Origin of the sequence: Actinomyces sp. oral taxon 448 str. F0400, from assembly GCF_000220835.1 — a bacterium.
GTDB lineage: Bacteria > Actinomycetota > Actinomycetes > Actinomycetales > Actinomycetaceae > Actinomyces.
Window position 1 is genome coordinate 830,849 of record NZ_GL985606.1, and the last position, 19,303, is coordinate 850,151.

Here is a 19,303-nt window from a genome sequence, read left to right on the forward strand (position 1 = left end):
ATCGCGATCGGCCGCAGCGGGATGTGCGCCTGACCTGTCCGCGCGAGGGTGACAGACTGGACCGGTGAGTTCCGGTGCCACCACCCAGACCACCAGTCCGGTCCCCGACTCGACCGACCGCCGGGCCGAGCTGGAGCCCGCCGTCGCCGAGGAGTGCGGCGTCTTCGGTGTGTGGGCGCCCGGCGAGGAGGTCTCCCGGCTGACCTACTTCGGGCTCTACGCCCTCCAGCACCGTGGCCAGGAGGCCGCCGGCATCGCCACCACCGACGGCTCCAACATCCTGGTCTACAAGGACCTCGGCCTGGTCTCCCAGGTCTTCGACGACCGCTGTCTGACCTCGTTGGCCGGGCACCTCGCCGTCGGGCACGTCCGCTACGCCACCACCGGCGCCACCACCTGGGAGAACGCCCAGCCCATGCTCGGGCCGGTCGCCGGCTCCACCCTGGCCCTGACCCACAACGGCAACCTCACCAACACCCGTGAGCTCATGGCCGCCGTGCGGGCCACCAGCGGCGAGGACCTGACCGGTGAGCTCGGCCGCGGCTCCTCGACGGACACGGCCGTGATCGCCGCGCTCATGAATCTCGTCTGCGAGCGCGGCCGCATCTCGGGCTGGGGCGGTTCCCACGACGTCGACTCCGACCTCTACCTCGACGTCCCTGCGGCCGAGGCCCTCCGGCCCGCCCCCCTGACCGTCTCCCAGGCCGCCCGCCGGGTCCTGCCCATGCTGCGCGGTGCCTTCTCCCTGGTCTTCATGGACGAGCGCACCCTCTACGCGGCCCGCGACCCCCACGGCGTGCGCCCCCTCGTCCTGGGGCGCCTGGAGCACGGCTGGGTCATCGCCTCGGAGACCGCCGCCCTCGACATTGTCGGCGCCACCGTCGTGCGCGAGGTCGAGCCCGCAGAGATGCTCGAGATCGACGCCGACGGCGTGCGCTCGACCCGCTTCGCCCGCCAGCGCCGCTCGGGCTGCGTCTTCGAATACGTCTACCTCGCCCGCCCCGACACCAAGATCGCCGGACGCTCCGTCATCGCCTCGCGCAACGCCATGGGGGCCGCCCTGGCCCGCGAGCACCCGGTCGAAGCGGACCTGGTCATCGCCACCCCCGAGTCGGGCACCCCCGCCGCCATCGGCTACGCACAGGCCTCCGGCATCCCCTACGGGCAGGGCCTGGTCAAGAACGCCTACGTGGGCCGCACCTTCATCCAGCCCACCCAGACGCTGCGTCAGCTGGGCATCCGGCTCAAGCTCAACCCCGTGCGCGAGGTCATCGAGGGCAGGAGGCTCGTCGTCGTCGACGACTCCATCGTGCGCGGCAACACTCAGCGGGCTCTGGTGCGCATGCTGCGGGAGGCGGGCGCCGCCGAGGTCCACATCCGCATTTCCTCCCCGCCGGTGCTGTGGCCCTGCTTCTACGGCATCGATTTCGCCACCCGCGCCGAGCTGATCGCCACCGGCATGAGTGTGGAGGAGATCCGCCGGTCCATCGGCGCGGACTCCCTGGGCTACCTGTCCGTGGACGGCATGGTCGAGGCCTGCGGTCAGCCGCGCGGCGAGCTGTGCACCGCCTGCTTCACCGGCGACTACCCCATGGCGCCGCCCGTCGAGGACGCGGCGCCGGAAACCCTGCCCGTCTCCCGCGCTCCCGGCGTCCGCCGTCGTTGCGCCGACGCCCGCGCTCTCGCGCCCGGGGCCGCGGAGGCGATCACCCGCCCCGACCTGGCTGCGGGCAGTCCCCGCTCCGTCGCCCGGACCGCGTCTGCGGGGGTCGCCCCCGCTGCAACCGACTCCTCTGAAGGGAACAACAGATGAGTACTCACGCCACCGACCCCGACGCCGCCGGCGCCATCACCCCCGGCGCCGGGATCACCTACGCCTCCTCGGGGGTCGACACCGCCGCCGGTGATCGCGCCGTCGAGCTCATGAAGACCTCCATCGCCGCCTCCATGACACCGTCCGTGGTCGGCGGCGTCGGCGGATTCGCCGGCCTGGTCGATGTCTCCGGGCTGCGCGAGTACCGCCGTCCGCTGCTGGCCGCCTCCACCGACGGCGTGGGCACCAAGGTCGTCGTCGCCCGAGCCCTGGGCATTCACGACACCATCGGTCAGGACCTGGTCGGCATGGTCGTCGACGACGTCGTCGTGGTCGGCGCCCGGCCTCTGCTCATGACCGACTACATCGCCTGCGGACGCGTCGTGCCCGAGCGCGTCGCCGACGTCGTGCGCGGCGTGGCCACCGCCTGCGTCGCCGTCGGCACGCCGCTGCTGGGCGGGGAGACAGCCGAGCATCCCGGCCTCATGGGCGAGGACGAGTACGACGTCGCCGGCGCGGCCACCGGGGTCGTCGAGGCCGACCGCGTGCTCGGCTCCGACCGCGTGCTCGCCGGAGACGTCCTGGTCGCCATGGCCTCCTCGGGCCTGCACTCCAACGGCTACTCCCTCGTGCGGCGCGTCGTCTCCCGCGCCGGCTGGGAACTGGAGCGGCAGGTGCCCGAGCTCGGACGCACCCTGGGCGAGGAGCTGCTCGAACCGACTCGCCTGTATGCCAAGACCTGCTTGGCCATGATCGGGGCGCTCGGCTCGGAGGCGGCGCCCTCCCCGGTCCACGCGCTGTCCCACGTCACCGGCGGCGGGCTGGCGGCCAACCTCGCGAGGGTCCTGCCGGCCGGGTTGATCGCCGACGTCGACCGCTCCGGATGGGTCGTCCCGCCGGTCTTCGACCTCGTGCGTCGTCTGGGCCCCGTTTCGTGGGACGACCTGGAGGCCGCCCTCAACCTCGGGGTGGGCATGGTCGCCGTCGTCTCGCCCGAGTCCGCCGACGCCGTCCTGCACGTGGCCGAGGGCTCGGGTATACCCGCGTGGGTGCTCGGGGGCGTCCACAGGGCCGAGGAGTACGAGCCGCAGGGCCGCCTCGTGTCCGGCACCAAGGGCGCGGACGGCGGAACCGTCGACGTCTTCGGCCAGTACCGCACAGCTTGACCGCCGTTCGGGCACCGCACGAGTGGCGCGGGGCCGTCCGCCGCCCCGCTCACACCCCCAGCTGCGCCATGGCCTCGGCGACCGCGCCGACGCGTTCAGCGCGCGCCTCCTCGCCGTAGTCCTGCGGGCACTCGCCCAGCTCCAGGTCGGTGACGACGACGCCATCGACCAGGGCCAGGACTCGATCGGCGCGCGCCGCCACCTGCGCGTCGTGAGTGACGATGACGAGGCTGCGCCCCTGGCGGTGCACCCTCCCGAGCAGTCCCAGCACCTGTTCGGCCGCGGCCCGGTTGAGCGCTCCGGTGGGCTCATCGCCCATGACGGTGCGGGCCCCGTTGACCAGTGCCCGGCAGATCGAGGCGCGCTGGAGCTGGCCGCCGGAGACCCGCGACGGCAGGTGGTCGGCGACCCCGGCGACCTCCATCGTCTCCAGCAGCTCGTCGGTGCGCCGGGCGATCACCCCGCGGGATTCGGCCCGCGCCAGCAGTCCCGGCAGGGAGACGTTGTCCCGCAGCGACAGACTCGCCAGCAGACGCGGCTGCTGGAAGACGAACCCCAGACGCCGCAGCCGCAGCGCCGCCAGTTTCTTGTCCGGCAGGGCGGTCAGCTCCTCGCCGTCGAGCTCGACCGTGCCGGCGGTGGGAGGCTCCATGCCGGACAGCACGTGCAGAAGGGTCGATTTTCCCGAGCCCGAAGGGCCCATGATCGCCAGGAACTGGCCGTCGGGGACCGTCAGGTCGATGCCGGCGAGCACCCGGGGCGCGCCCGGGTAGTCCTTGATGACGCCGGTGGCGGTGAGCATGATGTCACTCCTGTTCGGTGAGGTGGATACGGCTCAGGGCGCGCAGGCCGAATCCGATGGCGGCCAGCGCGCAGGCGAGGACGGCGAGCGGGATTCCCACCCAGCTCACCAGCGGGTCGGGCAGCAGCCGCACACCGGGCGCCCCGAAGGTGCCCAGGATCAGACGCAGGCCGCCCTGCCCGCACAGCTGGGCCGCCACGGCCCCCAGCACGGCGCCCGCCGCGGCGACGACTCCGAAGCGCACGAGGTAGATGCGGGCCAGTTGCGCCCGACTCGCCCCGATGGCCCGCAGGGAGGCGAGCATGCCGCGCTCACGGGTGATGATCAGGGACAGGTTCATCGTCGTGATGACCAGGACCAGGAGGCACCCGGAGGCGACGGCGACCACCGCCGCCGTGCGCAGCTGCCCGGCGAGAGCCCCCATCGTCTCGGCGGCGTACTCGGTCATGAGAGTGACCTTGGCGCCGGGCAGTACGGCTGACAGGGAGTCGGCGACCGCTGCGGGGTCGGCGTCGTCGGCTACGTCGAGGTAGACGACCTGCCACATCGGGCTCTGCGAGAGCTCCAGCCGGGTCTTGGCGGTCTTGCCGCCGTTGGTGATGTCCTGGTAGACGCCGCTGACGGTGAGGCTCAGCTCCTGGCCCTCGTCCCTGATCGTCACCTCGTCGCCGACGTCGACCCCCAGCTGGGTGGATTCCCCCACTGACAGTGCGATCTGCTGGTCGGTCGTCGGTGCGGAGCCGCGATCGTAGCTGAGGGGGAAGACCTCGTGGTCGCCGGATTCGATGACCACCGTGTCCCACTCGCCGTCGTCCTTGCCCAGCTCGTAGCGATCCGAGGCGAGGACGACGCTGCTGCCGATGTCGGTGCGTGCGCTCACGGCGGCCTCGACATCCGCAGTGGTGGTCATTCCATCGCGCACGTCGACGCGCACGTCGGCCTGACCGACTCCCAGGTAGGTGACGAAGCGCGCGTCCTGAACCGTGGCCAGGATGCTCGCGGGCACCACCGCCGCCACCACGCACAGCCCGACCACCGCCGCCAGCAGGATGCTGCTGCGCTGCCCGGCTGCGTTCAGTCCCAGACGTGCGGGAGCGCTCAGGCGCGAGGACGTCAGTGCGGGCCGGGTCCGCGGGCCCCGCCGGCGCGGGGATCGCGTTCGACCCGGCAGGACTCGACGACGTCGGGGGACCGGGGCCCCAGCGGCCGCGCGCAGGGCCTCGACGACGCTGATCCGGTCGATTCGCGCCAGCATGAACCAGCAGGAGCCCATGACGACGAGCACGCTCAGCAGCGCTCCCCCGACGGGGGCCAGGACCAGGGGGCCGACTCCGTCCGGGCTGCCCAGGTAGAGCAGGACGGGGCGCTGGAGCACGTTCGTCAGGGGGAGGCAGGCCGCCAGGCCGGCCGTCGCCCCCATGATCGCCAGTGCCGCGTACGTGACGAGATAGAGCCACCGGATCGAGGCGGTGGGCGCCCCGATCGCCTTGAGCGCCCCGATCTGTCCGAGGTCCTCTTCGAGGGCGGCCAGAAGGGCGAAGCGCAGAGCCAGGAGCACGACGACGGCGAGTACGCCGGCGACGAGCAGCACCGCCGCGGCCAGCACGAACGTGCTCACGCCGTTCAGGAGGCGGAAGACCGTGGAGTCGACCATGATGCCGTCGGCGGGCAGGCCCGAGGCGGTGTAGGCGGCCTTGAGCTCCGTGTTCGTCACGCCGTCGGCGCCCAGCAACTCGATGTAGTCCTCGGCCTCCAGATAAGGGGAGACGGCTTCGTAGTCGGCTGCGGAGACCACCAGCCGCTTGGACGTCGTCAAAGAGGAATTCATCTGCGCGTCGCGGACGAAGCCCGCCACCGTCAGGTCGAGCTCGACGTCGCCGGCTCTCACGCGCACCGGGTCCCCCACCGCTGCCGTTCCCTGAGCCTGGTAGTACACGGGCAGCCAGATCTCCCCGGGCGCCGGGTCGACGCGCCGCCCCGAGGGGTCGACGAGCAGGTCGAAGTGCTCGGGTGAGGTGACCAGTGCCGGCTCCAGGACGGAGTCGGCCTGGCTGACGCCGTCGATCCACAGCTGGGAGCCCGGCACGGGCAGGGTCGCCATCACCATGTGGTCGGCGACGGCCGGCTCGTCGGCCGCCCAGGCGTCGACCCGGCTCTCCAGGTCCGCTCGGCAGTCCGCGTCGCAGCTCGAGTCGGAGCCGGATCGTTCGGAGTGGATCTGGACGACATCGGGCGGGTTTGCCTGCTTCCACAGGGACTCGGTGGCGTCCATGGTGCGGGCGATGAGGGCCGATCCCGCGGCCGACAGCGCCGCGCAGATCGTGATGAGGATGACGAGCGTGGTCGTCACGGTGCGGGAGCGGCGCAGTTCAGCGCGCCCGAGCCGCAGGAGCAGCCGTGACATCGGCGTTCACCTCCTCCTGTGGTGCGGGGACCTGCGCCTCGCGGTCGGCTCTGCCCGGTGCGGGGACTCGGCGCAGGCGGGGTGAGAGGGCCAGCGGGATGAGAGTGAGGGCGCCCAGCCCGCATAGCCCGACCAGCAGCGCGGTGCCGTGGCCCGCGCCGGTGCCCGTCAGGCGGCCGAGACCGTCGGCGAGGGCGCCGTCGGGGAGCAGGAGCGGTTCGAAGACGCGGTCGGCCAGCGGGCCCGCGAAGGCGTACGCCAGGAGATAGCCGGTCTGGGTCACCAGCGAGATCAGGCCCCAGGCGCGGCCCTGGTGGTCGTCGGCGATGCGGGTGCGCACGACGATCTCGGCGCCCGTGTTGCAGCAGGCCAGCGCCGCGAAGACCAGGAAGGCGCAGGCCGTGAGCGCGGGCGGGGAATCGCTCAGGGGGAGGCCGACCATCCCGGCGCCGACCAGGGTCAGGCCGGCGCTGAGCATCATCCAGGGCGCGACGCGGCCCAGTCCCCCGACGATCGCCGCGCCGACGAGCAGACCGCATGCGGCCACGGACTGGGCGGTTCCGACCTGTCCGACCGCGAAACGCGGCAGGAGCATGGGCGTGAAGAGCACCTGGAGGACGCCGAGGACAACGGTCAGCAGCGAGGTCAGGATGATGACGGTGCGCACCGCGGGCTCTTCGTGCAGGAGCGCTACGGTGCGGCGCAGCGATCTCATCGCCCCGTCCCCGGTCGGGCGCGGTGCTCGCCCGCTGGTCGCCATGCGGACGACGAGCGTGCAGGTGACAGTGACGGCGAAGGTGGACACGTCGACCCACAGCACCGCCGTCACTCCGCCGTGAGGCAGAAGGGCCCCGGCCAGAACGGGGGACAGGAGGAATTTGGAGGCCGAGGCCAGTTGGAGCAGGGACGAGGCGCGGGCGTAGTGCTCGGCGTCGACGAGTTCGTTGACGCTGGCGCGCAGCGCCGGCTCGGTGAGGCAGGCCAGGCAGGATGAGAACGTCACCCCCGTCAGCACGAGGGCCAGGGAGGGGGCCGGATGGGTGACGGCTGCGAGCACGATGAGCAGGCCGAGGGCCGATCCGCCGTCTCCCAGCACCATCATGATGCGCCGGTCGTACCGGTCCGCCAGAACACCTGCGGCGGGGCTGAGTAGGACGATGGGGGCGAAGGCGCCCAGTTGGAGCAGCGCGACCGATGAGGCGGTGCCGAAGGCGGTGAAGGCCCAGACTCCCAGCGCGAAGGCGGTCATGCCCGAGCCGAGGGAGCTGACGAAAGAGCCGAGAACGAGAACGGAGAGCAGGCGCACGAGTACTCCTGGATGTCGGGGCTCAGGCCCGCACGGGGTTGAGCAGCAGGGTGAAGGCGTGCATGAGGGCGTCCTGGCGCCGCTCGGAGGTGTCGTCGTCGTCGACGGACGGGAACAGGCCGCCGTCGAGCATGGTCAGACCCGCCGAGAGGATGACTTCGACGCTGCCCCGTGGATCCGTCGTGCTCAACTCTCCTGCTGCCGCACCCTCTTCGACGAGGCGGGTGAGGATGGGCACCAGCCGCGTCCAGGTCTCGGTCATGGCCAGGACGTGGAGGCGGAGGTTCCCGGTGGCGCGGATCTGCTGGGCGAGCTCGATGTCCTCCTGCGGGGCGCGGGCCGCGCCGACGACGGCGAGGAAGCGGGTCGTGGCGGGCTGCGGGCCGTCGGCCGCGGCCTGCGCGCGCTGGACGATGGCGTCGACGGTGCGCAGGACGATGGCGTCGAGGATCGCCTCCTTGCCGGGGAAATGGTGGTAGAGGGTGCCCTTGGCGATGCCGACTGCGGTCAGGACGTCTTCGATGGTGGTCGCCTCGTACCCCTTGGTGAGGAAGAGGCGGCGGGCGGCGTCGAGGATCTGCTCCTGGCGCGCGGCGGCGTTGAGGTGCTGGGTGGTCATATCTTGTCTCTCGGGTCCGACGACATCTAAAAACAGACCGACCGTCGGTCGGTTCTGGAGACAGTATGCCCACACCGCTTCTCGAACGCAAGGCCGGCTTGGCACCCGCGTCAGGCGCTGCGCACCGGCCGCTCCCACTCCGGCGGGGCGGCCGGGGTCGGACGTGCGAGAGGGCCGGCAGGCGCTGCCTGCCGGCCCTCTCGCACGTCAGTACGGATTATTTCCGGGGGGTGGTCTTCGCACTATCCGCCTCCGACTCGTCCCAGTCGTCATCGTCGACCGCGTATTTGGCGGCCAGCTGCTCGTAGTCGACCTCGTCGTCGGTCTCGGGCCCCGACGACGTCGACACGAGCTCTCGCTCGAGTGCCGCATAGTCGGTCTCCGGGCTGAAGTACTTGAGCTTGCGAGCGACTTTGGTCGCCTTGGCCTTCTGACGGCCGCGCCCCATAGGCTCGACCCCCTCCAACAATCTCTGGGCGCGCACATGGTCGCGCTTCACTTGGGCAAATGTGTCGTGGGGCAACCGTACAACGAGCACGCGCGTGAGCACCATTCGAGGCCGCCCCCGTGTCCGTGGCGCCGCCCACGCCGAATACGCTCGGGAGGCGCGACGGTGCGCCGCGGACGGCCTCAGTGCCGCAGCAGCCGCCTGAGGAGGACGCCTGCGGCGAGCGCCCCGCCGGCGAGCGCGACCACCCGCGCAAGAGCCCCGGTCTCGCCGGCCCGGGCATCGTCGACCGCCTCCCGAGCGCGGTCGGCCGCATCCGCGGTGCGCTCGCGCAGACCGGCGACGGCGCCCTCGGCCCGCCCGCGCAGTTCTCGACCGGCCAGGCGCGCCTGAACCCGCGGGTCCACCCGAGCCGCCAGCTCATCCACGCTGGTCGACAGGGCCTCGCGCTGAGAGCGCAGTCGCGTCTCGATGTCCTCGGGATCCTTGGGCAGGTCCTCCCTCGCCGCGGCTCGCCCGCTCACCGGCGCACCGTCCTGAGGACGGCGACCGCGCCGACCCCCGCCAGGACCAGGGCCGCACCCGTGACGACGGCCAACGACCCCGGCTCGCCGTCGCGGGCGTCCTGAAGCAGGCGAGTCAGCCGCTCGCGGATTGGGGCGGGGCGCAGCCCCGCCGCCGCGGCGACGGCCCGCCCGCAGCACGTGCGCTCGACTCCGGCGGAGCCGTGCGCCTCGTGCACCAGCGGGTCGTCCCTCCTCGGATTGGCGCACGCGGTGAGCCGGGCCGCACCGGTGAGCGTCCGTTCGCGCACCGCCGCGACCGTCTCCTGAGCCGACCGGCGCACCGTCGACGACAGCGCCCTGGGGGCCAGGCGGGCGGCGAGCAGCTCGACGTCGTCGACCAGCTGGGCGCGCTGAGCGTTCGCAGCGGCCTCGATCGCCTCGGGTGACTCCGGGGAATCCTGCTGCGGGCTCACTGCTGACCACCCCTCTCCAGACCGGAGGCGACAGCCCGCTTGACGGCGTCCACGTCATCCTTCAGCCGCGCCTGCGGGTCCGGCGCGTCGAGCTTGGCGGCGCTCAGCCTCCTTATGCCCAGCGCGGCCGCCACCGCCGCCACGAGGAGCAGGACGGCGGCGACGATGAGCTCGGCCGCCCATACCGGCAGGGCCAGGGCGATCAGATCCACGACGGCGCTCAGGATGAATCCGAGGCCGTAGAGCGCCATGATGCCGGCCACGACGAGGAAAGCCGCGCCCGCGCTCATGGCCGTCGCCATGCGCACGCCCTTGGCCCTGGCCAGGGCGAGCTCGCTCCTGATCAGGTCCGTGATGTTCTCACAGATGCGGCTGACCAGCTCGCCGATGCTGGGCTGGCCGGGGCGGGACGCCCCCGAGACGGGCGGCGTGCGAGGTGGTTGGGGTTGTTGGGCCATGGGATCGACCTTCGTCCGGAGGAGCACAGACGCTCGCGGTAGGAGCGTGTGCATGAATGTACCGCCCCCAGAATCTCATACGGCGGGGGTCATCTCACACACGGCGGCCGTCGGCGGGGCGAGACCGGCCGCGGAGGGAACTGCGGGCGTCGAGTGCGAGACTCGCTCAGACGACGGCCCGTCCCTCGATGACCGGGGCGAGCCCACCCAACAGGCCCGCCGTGCGCAGGGTGCGCAGCTCCAGCGCCGAGAACCCGGCGGACCGGAGGGTCGAGGCCGTCTCCCGCCGCGGGTCGCAGCCGCTGTTGAACCGTCTGGTCGCGGGAGCGATGAGCCCCTGGATCCGGCGCGCTCCGGACCCGGGCGGCGCTCCCACGTGCTCGAGGAAGACGATGCGCCCCCGCGGACGAACCACCCGCCGCACCTGCGCCAGGACGCGCTGCGGGTCGTCCACCGAGCACAGCACCATGGAGCAGACGACGGCGTCGACGGACGCGTCCTCCAGGGGGATCTGTTCGGCGCTCGCGGCCAGGAGCCTGGAGCCGGGCCTGCCGGCGACGGCGCGCTTCAGACGCCGGGAGGGCGCCGGCTCCAGGGCGATCCAGACGGCGTCGCCCGGCAGGAAGGCGGCGCTGATGCCGGAACCGGCTCCGATATCGAGAACTCTGCCGCTCAAGGATCCCAGGGCCTCGCGGTGCCAGCGCTCCCGCTCCTGCGAGACAGTGCGATCGATCCGTTGAATCTCCACGGGGCGCCATCCTAGGCGATTCGGGCCGGTGCGCAGCAGGCGCCGGCGCCTACTCCTGGCTCCAGGCCTCCCACAGGCTCGCGTACTCACCGCCGAGTGCCACCAGCTGCTCATGCGTGCCCAGCTCCACGATCCTCCCGTCCATGACGACCGCCACCCGATCCGCGTCCTGCGCGGTGTAGAGCCGGTGGACCACCTCGACGACCGTGCGCCCCGCCAGCGCCGTCGACAGGGTCCGCTCCAGTGCGCGCGCGGAGCGAGGATCGAGCAGCGAGGTCGCCTCGTCCAGGATGAGCGTGTGCGGGTCCAGCAGCACCAGACGCGCCAGGGCCACCTCCTGGGCCTGGGCGGGGGACAGCGTCAGATGCCCGGAGCCCACCATGGTGCGCATACCCTCGCCCAGGGCGTCCACCCAGGAATTCGCCCCGATGGCCTCGATGGCGCGGCGGATGGTCCCGTCGTCGGCGTCCGGGCGGCCCAGACGCACGTTGTCGGCGATGGTGCCGACGAACACGTGGTGCTCCTGAGTCACCAGGGCCACATGCTGGCGCAGCTCGGCCTCGCTCAGATCGGTCAGAGGCACCCCGCCCACGGTCACCGAGCCGGAGGTGGGCGGATTGATGCCCGCCAGCATGCGTCCCAGCGTCGACTTGCCCGATCCCGAGGGGCCGACGACGGCGAGCCGCTCGCCCGGCACGAGATCCAGGTCGATGCCGTGGAGCACCTCGACGCCCTGACGGTAGGAGAATCGGACCCCGCGCAGCGCCATACGGGTCCCATCGGGGACGGCGCCGGTGGGCGTGCGATCATCCCGAACCTCTTCGACCCCCAGGATGCGGGTGAGCGAGGCCTGCGAGACCTGGACGAGGTCGATCCAGAACATGAGCTGGGCGATGGGTTTGCGCAGCTCCATGGCGTACAGGGACACAGTGGTGATGGCCCCCAGAGTCGCGTGGCCGCGGGCGGCCAGGAAGCCGCCCCAGATCAGGATGACGACGACGGGCGAGCGCCAGGCGACATCCAGGACGAGGAACAGGCGCAGCCGCAGACCCGCCGTGTACCGCTCCAGGCCCCACGCCTGCGCAACGCGGTCCGCGATGACGGCCTCACGGCGCCGCCCGATGCCCAGGGCATCGACAGTCTCGGCATTCTCCACAGTCTCGGTCACCGCCCCGTTGAGCCGGGCGTGGGCCGCCGATTCCGCCCGGTAGGCGGGCACGGAGATGGGCAGGTACCAGCTCATCATGGCCCACACGGGCGGCACGACGACGAGCAGGCCCGCCGCCAGAACCGGATCGCTGACGGCGGCCGCCACGATCGTGAACACGATCGTCACCGTGCACACCATGATCTGGGGGACACCCACGCGCACGAGGAATTCGATGCGCGAGACGTCATTGGTGGTGCGGCCCACGAGGTCGCCGGTGCCGGCGGACTCCACGGTGCTCAGCGGCAGATGGACGACGCGGGTCATCATGCGCTCGCGCAGATCGGCGAAGACCGATTCCCCGAGTGTGCGGGCGTACATCTGGGCGAATCGGTTGATGGCGGCGCCCGCGATGGTGACGGCCACGATGACGGCGACGACCCCGTCGACGTAGCCGACGGTGCCGGTGCCCTCCGACACCCGAGTGACCAGGCGGCCCAGCAGTTGCGGAGCGACGAGGGTCGCCAGGACCGCGGCCACCTGGAGGACGAGCACCCATGCGAAGCGCCGCCGGTAGGAGGTCATGATCCCGAAGGTCTTGCGCATGGCGACCCTGCCGGGCGCGACGGGAAGAGCCATCAGCGGTCCGCCCCCTCCCGGTCCCGCCGGAGGGCCGTCGGGTCTTCGACGGCGTCCGTCGCGGGCCCGACCGTCCCGTCGTCCCCGCAGGCCCGAGCCACGATGGCCTGGTAGGCCAGCGCGACCGCCTCCCGGCGATGGGCGCGGGCGAGGAGCTCGCGGTGGGTTGAGCGCACGCGCTCGCGGCCATCGTCGTCCAGCAGGACGACTTCGTCGCAGGCCTCCAGGACCAGCGGCGACTCGGTGGCGACGATCGTCGTGCGCCCGCGGCGCGCGCGTCTGAGACGGCGGGCCACGCGCGACTCGGTGTGCGAATCCAGGGCGCTGGTGGGCGCGACGAGCACGAGGGCGGGCGCCTGGGTGAGCAGGGCGCGGGCCAGGGCGACGCGCTGACGCTGGCCCCCGGACAGGGAGCGCCCCTTCTCGGTGATCATGCCGGCCAGCCCCCGGTCCAGGGAGGTCAGGACGTCGTGGGCGTCGGCGACCTCCAGGGCGGCGATCAGTCGGTCGTCTCCGGGCAGCTCCTCGACGGCTCGGCGCACGTCCTGGTCGACGGCGTCGACGCCCGCCCGCTCGGCCTCCGCCGCTACGAGCTCCTCGACGCCGACGTTCTCGGGGGCGCGGGCGCTGCGCACGTCGAGAGCCGAGCGCAGTGTGCCGGTGAACAGCTCGGCCCTCGCCCCGCAGACCACGACGGAGGCGCGCACGTCGCTCAGCGGCATGCCGGTCAGGGACCGGCCCGCGAGGGTGACCTCGGGCGCGTCGTCGCGCAGGCGCCCGAGCCGGGCGGCCAGGGCGGCGGAGACATCGGGGTCGGAGGCGACGACGGCGGTTAGGCGGCCGGGCGCGAAGCGCACCCCGGAGGCGGTGTCGATGATCTCGCCGCGGATCGCCGTGCCGTCGGCCGGATTCAGGGCCAGGCGCTCGTCGACGGTGCCCGAGGCCGGGACGACGTCGAGCAGCCGGCCCAGGCGGCGCAGCCCGATCACCGCGCGCGCGTAGTCCTGCACCGAGCTGGAGAAGACCATGAGCGGCCACGACAGGTAGGCCGTGTAGCCGTAGAAGGTCACGAGGTCGCCGGCGCTAATGGCTCCGGTGATCGCCAGGCGGGCGGCGGCCCACACGACCACGGCGACGAACAGTCCGGGCAGCAGTACCTGCAGACTCATGAGCACCGACTGGGTGCCGGCTACCTCGACCCCGCGCCGGCGCAGTTCCTGGGAGGCCTCGCGGTAGCGGCGGGCGAAGACGTCCTCGCCGCCGATGCCGCGCAGGATGCGCAGGCCCGCAACCGTGTCCGTGGTGATGGTGGTCACCTCCGACTGGGCCTCCCGTTGGACGGCCTGGCGCCGCTGCAGCGGCCTGATGACCAGGGTGACGATCCAGGCGACCAGCGGCATGCCGACCAGCACGATGAGACCCAGGCGCACCGAGACCGAGACCATGAGCACCGCCACGACCCCGAAGGACACGACGGCGCCGGCCATCGGGGCGAGGAGCTCGAAGAAGTTGCCGACGTACTGGGCGTCCGAGGCCACCACGGAGGCGACCTCGCCGGTGGAGACCTGGCGGGACAGGTCGGCGCCCGTGATGGAGACCTGGCGGCCCGCCATCCGGACGACGTCGAAGGTGGTGCGCATCCACGCGCAGAGCCCGAAGTAGGACTGGGCGGTGTCCCCGACGGCGTAAATGACGAACAGGCCGAGCAGGCTCAGGCAGATCGTCCACACGCGCGCATTGAGCCCGTTCTCGATACCGGAGTCCAGAGCCGCGCCCAGGAAGGCGGGCGCGACCGCCTGAATGGTGTTGGCCACGACCGAGGCCAGACCGGCCACGGCGAGCGGACCGGCGGCCCGGCGCGTGAACCAGCCCAGCAGTGAGCGGGTGCGCGTCGACGGCGGTCGGGGCAGGGGAGCGTCGGGGGCCGGCAGGAGCCGCTCGACCACTCGGGAGAAGGACATCGGCATGATGCAGTGAGGCTATCGGAGCGCGCCGGGGCGCGACAGGACGCGCTCGCCGAGCGCGAGGTGAGAAGAACCGCGGAGGGAATTGGGAATACGGGGCTGTAGTTCTCGGCATGACCGGGCTATGGGGAGAACACGCCGTTGGTCGGCCCGAAGAACGCCGGGCTCGTCGGACCGCCGAAACAGCTCAGTACTCCGAGCGACGATCACCGCCGTATTTCCAGGGCTCGGCGTCCCCGAGGGCGTCGGCGTCATCCCGCTCGTCCCGGTCATCCTCCCAATCGTTGTTCGAGCGTTCGGGACGCGTCGGAGCCCGAGTCGTTCATATTCGCGTTCACGGCGGTCCTCCGCACGCGGGGCTGAGCTCGTGGCCGGTCCCGGCCCGGGCCCGTCCGCCGCGCGGATCGACAACCCGCCGGGCAGCGGATCACTGGTAGATGTCCAGCATCGGGATGCGGCGGGAGACGACGTAGCGCGCGTAGGCCTTGGCCCGGGCCTCCAGATCGGGTTTCGTGATCGAGGCCGCGCCCGGGGTCACGAAGGGCTCCAGGTACAGCATGCCGACGAGGCTGCTCATGGCCTGGAAGGGGCGCAGCAGATCGGTGACCCGGTAGCCGGACACGGACTCGTCGCGGCCGGGTCTGCGGCCCAGGAGAAGATCCGTCATAGAGCGCCGGCCGGCGGAGATCCGGGTGTAGTGCGCCGCCGGGGCCCCCGGGGAGACCGCTATGAGCAGTTCTTTGCCGTGCAGGGCGTCGCCGTTGGTCCCGTAGGCCCAGCCGTAGGTGAGGATGTCGTCCTCCCACTTCTTGAGCAGGGGCGGGCAGGAGTACCAGTACATGGGGAACTGGAGGACGATCCGGTCGCTCGCCTCGAGAATGTCCTGCTCGGCGTTCACGTCGATCTCGAAGTCGGGATACAGGCCGTAAAGGTCGCGGATCTGCACGCCCTCCTGCCCTTCGGCCGCCTGAGCGAGCCGGAGGTTCACAGTTGACTGGTCGAGATTCGGGTGGAAAAGAAAAATCGAGGTTCGTGTCACGGGTACTCCTAGGGACCTGAGCAGAGGCCGAGGCGATCACAGCGACTGTGAAACTCAGCCCTCCCGATCGCCTACGCATAAAAGCATGGTATACGGACGGCGCGCCAGGGGCCGAGGGGTCTACTCCGCGGCGACGGCCTCCAGCACGGGCAGGCGCGTGGCTCGCAGCGCCGGCCACAGGGCGGCGACGATCCCCATCGCGCACGCGGCCAGGAGGATGTGCAGGAGCCTGCCCCATGGGATGACGAGCATGGTCACGCCCTGATCCGTCAGGATCGAGCGCAGCACGACGGCCAGTGCGATGCCCGTGGCCCCGCCCAGCACGGCTCCGTACACGGCGGTGAGAATGGACTCGCATATGACCTGTCCCACCAGCTGCGCGCGTCCGAGCCCGACGGCTCGCATGAGGCCGATCTCCCGCGTGCGCTCGGCGACCGAGAGTACGAGGGTGTTGAGGACGCCGAGCACGGCGATGACGATCGACAGGGCGAGCAGGACGTACAGGACGGTGAGCATGTCGTTGGTCCTCTGCCCGACGATCTCGGACAGCTCGTGGGGGTCGACGACCGTGAAGGTGTAGGTGGGTGCGATGATCTGCTCGATCTGCGACTGAAGATGCTCGGCATCGGCATCTGGCCTGGTGGTGATGAACAGGGCCAGCGGTTCGGTCAGCAGAGCGTTCGGATCCGCTGAGGAGCGAGTGCTGGCACTGGTCCATGAGCCCACCGCCTTGGCGAGTTCGGGGGAGGCGAGGAACTTGCCGGTGATTCCCGCGTTGTCCTCCACCAGGGCCGAGACCGTCGCATTGACGCTGCGACTGGGGCCGGAGATCTCGACCCGGTCGCCGACCTTCAAACCCGTCGAGGCGAAAGCGGCCACGTGCGAGGCGTCGAGGGACTCCACCGAGCCGTCGACGATACCCGGGTCGTAGAACTCCAGATAGTGCTTGGGATCGACGACGGCCAGGTACTCGGTGATCTGCGACCCGTCGGGTTCGGTCAGGGTGTTCAGGCTGGCGGAGACCGCCGTCGTCGACTCCACGTCCTCCAGATCCGAGATCTGCCGGACCATATCGGCCGGCAGAGGGTGCAGTTCATTGGAGGTGTCCGTCTGGCGCACCACGAGGTCGGCATACATCGACTCGTGCACGGATTCGTGGATGGATTCGTGCATTGAGTAGGCGACGGTGGTTCCCGCGCTCACCAGCGCCATTCCGATCACGAGCGCCGCTGCGGTGGCGGAGGTGCGCCTGGAGAAAGCGTTGAGGCTGCGCACCGCCAGGTAGCCGCCGGGGCGGATGAGTCGCAGGGGCAGGCCGAGCAACGTCATGACCGGTCGAGCGATCACGGGCGAGGCGACGACCAGCCCGAGGACGATCGCGCCCGCGCCCGCGCCGAACACTGTGGCACGATCACCCAGCTCCTCATTGCCCATGAGCCGGGCGGCGACCACGGCCGCTGTCCCCAGGACGATGAGCACGATGCTGGCGTAGCCGTAAGCTCGCGACGAGCCCTCCCTCGCCCCCGAGCTGTCGCGCATGGCCTCGACGGGGGCTGTGAACGCGGCCCTGCGCGCGGGCAGCAGCGCCCCCGCGAAGGTGAGCGCCACTCCGATGCACAGTGAGACGAGCAGCGCCGTCACGGGGACGATGACCGCGTCGGCGGACAGGGCCAGACCCTCGTGGCGCAGAAGCACGACGATCCCGTTGGCCAGCAGCATGCCCAGACTGATCCCCAGGATCGAGCCGATCAGGCCGATGACGGCGGCTTGCGCTAGAATTACGCCCAGGATCGAGGACGGCGCGACGCCGATGGCGCGCAGGAGTGCGAACTCGTTCTGCCTCTGGCGCACGTTCATGGCGAAGGTGTTCATGATGATGAAGGCGCCCATGCACATGGCCAGGATGACGAAGACGAGGATGAAGGCCTGAATGTAGCCCAGGAAGGTGTCTCGCGCCGTGTTCTGCTCGTCGGCGGCCTGCTCCCGGGTCAGGACGCGCTCGCCCGCGGGCAGCAGGGAGGAGATCCGGCTGGTCACCGACTGGGCCGAGGCGCCGTCCGCCAAGTAGATAGCGATGGAGGACACCCTGCCGTCGCTCGCCGCAGCTTCCATGATCCATTGCGGATCCAGTCCCACGTAGGCGGAGCCGGGCGTTTCGGAGTCGTAGAAGAATTCGCCGACGACGGTGACGTCGCTCGCCGTGCCGTTGATCACCAGTCGCGTGCTGTCGCCGATCTCCAGGCCCGAGTTGCTCATGGTGTGGGAGTCGAGCGCGATCTGGTCCCGGCCGGTGGGCCGGGAGCCGGCCACCATCGTCTGCCCGCGGTCGTAGAGCGGCACCGCCGTCGTCGTGGTCGCCGCCAGGTCCACCGGCCGCCCGTCGGTGCCCAGCAGGGTGACCGTCGTCGTGGTGTACGGGTAGGCTGCGGCGACGCCGTCCATGCGCGAGACCGCGTTCGCCAGGAAGGAGTCGACCGGCTGGGTGACCACGCCGTCGCGCCCCACCGTGCCCGGAACGACCTGGCCCGAGATGTAGAGGTCCGCCTTGAGAGTGGCCGCCGTCCCCGACGACAGCGCCTCGGTGAGGGTGCCGCCCAGCGCGAGCGTTCCGGACAGGAAGGTCACGGCCAGGGCCACGGCCAGGGTGGTGAACAGGAACTGGCCGGCGTGGGTGCGAGCCGAGCGCCATGCGAGGCGTCTCATCGACCGACCCCCCACGGAGTGTTGCCGCCGGGCGGACGCGTGCCCCGCTCGGTCCGACGGGTGTCCGCGCTCGTGCCCACTCCCGCACCGACGGCCGGCGGCGGCGGAGTCGTCGGGGGCTGGGGGCGGGGCCGGGCCCACCCCTCCTGGATGTCGCGGCGCTCGTCCACTCCGACGGCGATCTGGGCGCCGCTGGTGGAGCGGAGTTCGGCCAGCGCGTCCAGGATGCGCAGGCGATCGGGCTGGTGCATCTCGGCGACGAGATGGCCGTCGCGCAGGAAGAGCACGGTGTCCGCCCAGGCGGCGGCATCCGGCTCATGGGTCACCATGACCACGCTCTGGCGGAGCCGGTCCACGCTGGTGCGCAGCACCTCCAGGACCTGGTCCGTGGAGTGGGAATCGAGGTTCCCGGTGGGCTCGTCCGCGAAGATGACCGCGGGGCCGCCGATGAGCGCCCGGGCGCACGCCACGCGCTGGATTTGACCGCCCGACAGTTCGGCGGGGCGGTGGCCGAGCCTGCCGGTCAGGCCCACGTACTGCGCGATGCGATCGAGCTGCTCGGGGTTGACCGGCCGGTGGGCGATGGTCAGCGGCAGGGTGATGTTCTCCTCGGCCGTGAGCGAGGGGACGAGGTTGAAGGTCTGGAAGACGAAGCCGATGCGCTCGCGGCGCAGCCTGGTCAGGCGCCGCGAGCTCATCGACGTGATCTCCTCGCCGTCGAGCACGATGGTCCCGGAGGTGGCGGACTCCAGACCCGTCAGGCAGTGCAGGAGGGTGGACTTGCCCGAGCCGGATGGGCCCATGATCGCGGTGAACTGATTGCGGGCGATGCTCACGTCGACGGCGTCCAGGGCGGTCACGGAACCCTCCCCGCGCCCGTAGACCTTGGTCAGAGTGCGGGCCGTGACGACCGGGTCGTCCACCGGGGCGTGCACGGTCAGGCCGGCTGCAGGACGGGCGCGCCGCGTCCGCGCCTGCTCCGCGTCGGCGGGCGTGCTGAGGTGGCGGGCGTTGGGTTCGTTCTGATCCGGTAGGTGCTTGCCCATGGTGACGAGCCTATCGGTTGCG

The 19,303-nt window shown here is 71.4% G+C and carries 16 protein-coding genes; 2 read left to right on the top strand and 14 right to left on the bottom strand.

From position 1 onward, the window contains the following. Nucleotides 1–64 precede the first annotated feature (64 nt). Nucleotides 65–1,813 carry an amidophosphoribosyltransferase gene (purF, locus tag HMPREF9062_RS03580; RefSeq protein WP_009748669.1) on the top strand — a complete coding sequence of 583 codons (1,749 nt, stop codon included), beginning with the start codon at nucleotides 65–67 and terminating at the stop codon, nucleotides 1,811–1,813. Next, nucleotides 1,810–2,979: a phosphoribosylformylglycinamidine cyclo-ligase gene (purM, locus tag HMPREF9062_RS03585; RefSeq protein WP_009748670.1), complete on the top strand. Its 1,170-nt coding sequence runs from the start codon at nucleotides 1,810–1,812 to the stop codon at nucleotides 2,977–2,979. The genes purF and purM overlap by 4 nt, the downstream gene beginning before the upstream one ends. Nucleotides 2,980–3,028: 49 nt before the next feature. Here the strand turns inward: purM and HMPREF9062_RS03590 are convergent, their stop codons facing one another. From HMPREF9062_RS03590 to HMPREF9062_RS03655, 14 genes are all read right to left on the bottom strand, one after another. Continuing rightward, nucleotides 3,029–3,781, bottom strand: a complete 753-nt coding sequence (locus tag HMPREF9062_RS03590) for an ABC transporter ATP-binding protein (protein WP_009748671.1) — start codon at nucleotides 3,779–3,781, stop codon at nucleotides 3,029–3,031. Between the two features lie 4 nt (nucleotides 3,782–3,785). Further along, nucleotides 3,786–6,185, bottom strand: coding sequence for an FtsX-like permease family protein (locus HMPREF9062_RS03595; protein ID WP_009748672.1), 2,400 nt, complete (start codon nucleotides 6,183–6,185; stop codon nucleotides 3,786–3,788). Next, nucleotides 6,151–7,491, bottom strand: coding sequence for an MFS transporter (locus HMPREF9062_RS03600; protein ID WP_009748673.1), 1,341 nt, complete (start codon nucleotides 7,489–7,491; stop codon nucleotides 6,151–6,153). The genes HMPREF9062_RS03595 and HMPREF9062_RS03600 overlap by 35 nt, the downstream gene beginning before the upstream one ends. A gap of 22 nt (nucleotides 7,492–7,513) precedes the next feature. Next, nucleotides 7,514–8,110 (bottom strand): TetR/AcrR family transcriptional regulator, encoded by a 597-nt coding sequence (locus tag HMPREF9062_RS03605; RefSeq protein WP_009748674.1) that lies wholly within the window; start codon nucleotides 8,108–8,110, stop codon nucleotides 7,514–7,516. 217 nt (nucleotides 8,111–8,327) lie between these two features. Continuing rightward, complete coding sequence (locus HMPREF9062_RS03610) at nucleotides 8,328–8,558, bottom strand: DUF3073 domain-containing protein (protein ID WP_034253693.1); 231 nt, start codon at nucleotides 8,556–8,558, stop codon at nucleotides 8,328–8,330. 182 nt (nucleotides 8,559–8,740) lie between these two features. After that, nucleotides 8,741–9,082: a DUF3618 domain-containing protein gene (locus tag HMPREF9062_RS12845; RefSeq protein WP_009748676.1), complete on the bottom strand. Its 342-nt coding sequence runs from the start codon at nucleotides 9,080–9,082 to the stop codon at nucleotides 8,741–8,743. Beyond that, nucleotides 9,079–9,537 carry a hypothetical protein gene (locus HMPREF9062_RS12850; protein ID WP_009748677.1) on the bottom strand — a complete coding sequence of 153 codons (459 nt, stop codon included), beginning with the start codon at nucleotides 9,535–9,537 and terminating at the stop codon, nucleotides 9,079–9,081. Before HMPREF9062_RS12850 ends, HMPREF9062_RS12845 begins: the two co-directional genes overlap by 4 nt. Continuing rightward, entirely contained in the window at nucleotides 9,534–9,995 is a 462-nt protein-coding gene (locus HMPREF9062_RS03625) for a phage holin family protein (RefSeq protein ID WP_034253696.1), read from the bottom strand. Before HMPREF9062_RS03625 ends, HMPREF9062_RS12850 begins: the two co-directional genes overlap by 4 nt. Before the next feature lie 166 nt (nucleotides 9,996–10,161). Continuing rightward, a complete protein-coding gene (locus tag HMPREF9062_RS03630; RefSeq protein ID WP_009748679.1) occupies nucleotides 10,162–10,743 on the bottom strand; it encodes a class I SAM-dependent methyltransferase in 582 nt (193 codons plus the stop codon). A 49-nt stretch (nucleotides 10,744–10,792) separates the two neighbouring features. Then, a complete protein-coding gene (locus tag HMPREF9062_RS03635; protein WP_009748680.1) occupies nucleotides 10,793–12,529 on the bottom strand; it encodes an ABC transporter ATP-binding protein in 1,737 nt (578 codons plus the stop codon). Then, nucleotides 12,529–14,496 (bottom strand): ABC transporter transmembrane domain-containing protein, encoded by a 1,968-nt coding sequence (locus tag HMPREF9062_RS03640; protein ID WP_009748681.1) that lies wholly within the window; start codon nucleotides 14,494–14,496, stop codon nucleotides 12,529–12,531. Before HMPREF9062_RS03640 ends, HMPREF9062_RS03635 begins: the two co-directional genes overlap by 1 nt. A 424-nt stretch (nucleotides 14,497–14,920) precedes the next feature. Beyond that, nucleotides 14,921–15,532: an NAD(P)H-dependent oxidoreductase gene (locus tag HMPREF9062_RS03645; protein WP_009748683.1), complete on the bottom strand. Its 612-nt coding sequence runs from the start codon at nucleotides 15,530–15,532 to the stop codon at nucleotides 14,921–14,923. 120 nt (nucleotides 15,533–15,652) lie between these two features. Continuing rightward, complete coding sequence (locus tag HMPREF9062_RS03650) at nucleotides 15,653–18,235, bottom strand: ABC transporter permease (RefSeq protein WP_009748684.1); 2,583 nt, start codon at nucleotides 18,233–18,235, stop codon at nucleotides 15,653–15,655. Beyond that, nucleotides 18,232–19,281 carry an ABC transporter ATP-binding protein gene (locus HMPREF9062_RS03655; protein ID WP_009748685.1) on the bottom strand — a complete coding sequence of 350 codons (1,050 nt, stop codon included), beginning with the start codon at nucleotides 19,279–19,281 and terminating at the stop codon, nucleotides 18,232–18,234. Before HMPREF9062_RS03655 ends, HMPREF9062_RS03650 begins: the two co-directional genes overlap by 4 nt. Between the last annotated feature and the right edge of the window lie 22 nt (nucleotides 19,282–19,303).